This window comes from Nocardia sp. NPDC049707, assembly GCF_040674855.1.
GTDB lineage: Bacteria > Actinomycetota > Actinomycetes > Mycobacteriales > Mycobacteriaceae > Nocardia.
Map to the genome: position 1 here is coordinate 1 of NZ_JBFANN010000112.1, position 2,523 is coordinate 2,523.

The window sequence follows — 2,523 nt, forward strand, 5'->3', positions numbered from 1 at the left end:
GGCGGGCGGCAACGGCCTGCTCGATGGCGGCGGTGACCATGTCGGCACCGATATGGTCAGCGATGCTGTAGCCCAGCACTTTCCGGGAATGCCCGTCCCGGATCGCACACAGAAACATCTCGCCCTGCCCGCAGGTGAGATACGTGATGTCGCTCAGCCAGGCCGCGTCCAGACGCCCCTGGTCGAAGACGCGGTCGATCAGATCTGGTGGGAACGACGCATTCGGGTCGACCACGGTGGTTGCGAGCTTGAACGTGCGTGGGCTGATACCTTCCAACCCGATCGAGGCCATGATCTTGGCGACGGTCTTCTTCGTCACCACCTCGCCGCGATCGCGCAGCTCGGCGGTGATCCGCGGTGACCCGTATGTGCGATTCGATTCAGCGTGGATGTCGGTGATCTTCACCTCGAGGTCGGCGCGACGCTGCTCACGTGGCGTCAAAACTGTTGCTGCGCAACGCTTCACGTATTGGTAGTAGCCCGACGTGGATACCGCCAGCAGCCGCGCCATCCGCACGATGGAGAACCGGTGTCCCGATGGGTTCGTGGTGCCGGCGGTAGCGAGGATGTCGTCGGGGCCGGCGTACTTCACCATCAGATCGAACCGGGCCGGTTCGTCTGCATCGCGGCAAAGTACGCCGAGGCTTTTTTCAAAAACGCGATGTCTTTGTCCTGCTCAGCGACTTGCTTTCGCAGCCGCAGCAACTCGGCTCGCTCGGCCGCGTCCAAGGGTTTGTCCCCCTGAGCCTCGGCGGCGGCGATCCTGCGCCGCTCGTCTTTGACCCAGTTGCTCAACAATCCCTCGTTGAGCCCCAACTCCCGGGCGACCTCGGCGATCGTGCGACCAGAATCGATCACACGATGGGCAGCCTCGACCTTGTACTCGGCCGTGAACGACCGACGCTTGCGAGGAGGCATACGGACATCCTTCCAGCAGGACCATCGGTCCTGCTAACTCGGTGTCCACTACCTGGGGGCAACCTCACACAGCCCGCCATCGCTGTTGGGCGGACTCGACGAGCTTGAAGACCATGGCCAGGGCGGCGGGCGCGCTGCCGGCGCCTCGGGTGACCTTGGTCCGCAGTCGGACGGTGGCGAAGGTCGACTCAATCGGGTTCGTCGTTCGCAGGTGGATCGGTGTCCGGCGGGGAAGTCGTAGAACGCCAGAGCTTACTTACGTGCCGTGGGTCGGGTGCGATGTGTTCGATCCTGTGCGCGAATGGTTGGACGAGACGGTTCCGGTCTTCGCCGCGGGCGAGAACCATCGGCGTGTTGGCACCGCCGATATCGAGGTCATGTGGTCGATGTGCGAGGTGTTCTCTAATGCGGACCACCATCTCGGTGGCGGCTACGCGCGTGCAACTCTGGCGCGGTTTCTAGATGACGTAGTCGGCCCCGCGCTGCGTGGCTCTTGCGACAGTCGCACCGCGCCCGAGTTGTTTGCAGTCGCGGCGCGACTGTGCGACCTGAGCGGCTTCATGTGCTTCGATTCAGCCCGACAAGGATTGGGACAGAAGTACTTTCGGCAGGCCCTGCGGCTTGCGAAGGTAAGCGGCAATACCGCATTGGGGGCGCATATCCTCACGGACATGTCGATGCAAGCGCACTTTCTGAACCGTAAGAAGGAGGCGCTGTGGTTCGGCACCGCTGCCGTACACGCGGCTCAGCAGTCGGGTTCACCGAGCAGTACCGCGAGGTGCAATGCACTGCTGGCGCGTGCGCACGCGCTGAACGGAGATGCGCCCGCTGGCGTACAAGCGATGCTGGAGGCAGAGCGACGGTTGAACCGTGCCCGACCGGATGACGAGCCGGATTGGATTCGGTTCTTCACCGAGCGGCAATTGTCAGCAGAGTTCATGTACGTCGCGCACGATGGGCGGCGTGCTGTCGATGTTCAACAACGCGCACCGTTAGTTTTAGCCGACTCCGTTGGCATGGAGCGGCGGCAGGTGTTGGTCGCGGCGACACTGGCGGCGTCCTACGTGCCCGAACCTGGCGAGGCCGCAGTGGGCCACAGTGTGGAGATCGAACAAGCCTGCCATGTGCTCCAAGACGCGATCCGCGCCGCCCGGGGATTGACCAGCGCTCGCGGAATCGAGTCGATCAACGTCGTTCGTCGTCGCCTGGCACCGTACGCTGACCTCCCCGTCGTTCAACGCGTCGAGAACGAATTTCAAACAACGGTCGCACTGGTCGGGTAGGGCTGGCATGTCATCAGAAGAGTTCACGGCACTATCCCGCGCATGCGAAGTATCCGGACTCGATCCCACGGGCGCGGAACTCATTCACCATTCGAGCAATGCGGTTTACGTCCTGCCGCGTCATGCAGCCGTCGGACGGGTGAGCACTAACGAGGCGGATTCGGACAGGCCGAAACGGACGTACGCGGTAAGTCAGTGGCTGACCGCACGGCACGAATTCGGTGCCACAGCTCCCTTGCCTGGCGTGGAACCGGTGCGGGTCAACGGGTACACGGTCGGCTTCTGGCAGTATTACCCGCAACTGTCTGACTTTCCCGGGCTA

At 63.1% G+C, this 2,523-nt stretch carries 4 protein-coding genes and 1 pseudogene; 2 read left to right on the forward strand and 3 right to left on the reverse strand.

What is annotated here, in order from left to right; genetic code table 11:
* From AB0J29_RS37065 to AB0J29_RS37075, 3 genes and pseudogenes are all read right to left on the reverse strand, one after another.
* The coding region (locus AB0J29_RS37065) for an IS3 family transposase (RefSeq protein ID WP_364796026.1) at positions 1-595 on the reverse strand (595 nt) is incomplete at its 3' end.
* Complete coding sequence (locus AB0J29_RS37070) at positions 595-918, reverse strand: transposase (protein WP_364796028.1); 324 nt, start codon at positions 916-918, stop codon at positions 595-597. The genes AB0J29_RS37070 and AB0J29_RS37065, both read right to left, overlap by 1 nt.
* 67 nt (positions 919-985) lie before the next feature.
* Positions 986-1,167, reverse strand: a pseudogene (locus AB0J29_RS37075) (transposase); the annotation flags it as partial.
* Positions 1,168-1,199: 32 nt separating this feature from the next.
* On the opposite strand from AB0J29_RS37075, the gene AB0J29_RS37080 reads away from it, so the two are divergent.
* Both AB0J29_RS37080 and AB0J29_RS37085 read left to right on the forward strand, forming a co-directional pair.
* On the forward strand, positions 1,200-2,201 hold the full coding sequence (locus AB0J29_RS37080) for a hypothetical protein (RefSeq protein ID WP_364796031.1): 1,002 nt from the start codon (positions 1,200-1,202) through the stop codon (positions 2,199-2,201).
* Positions 2,202-2,340: 139 nt separating this feature from the next.
* Positions 2,341-2,523 (forward strand): hypothetical protein (locus AB0J29_RS37085; RefSeq protein ID WP_364796033.1); only part of this gene is annotated, 183 nt, incomplete at its 3' end.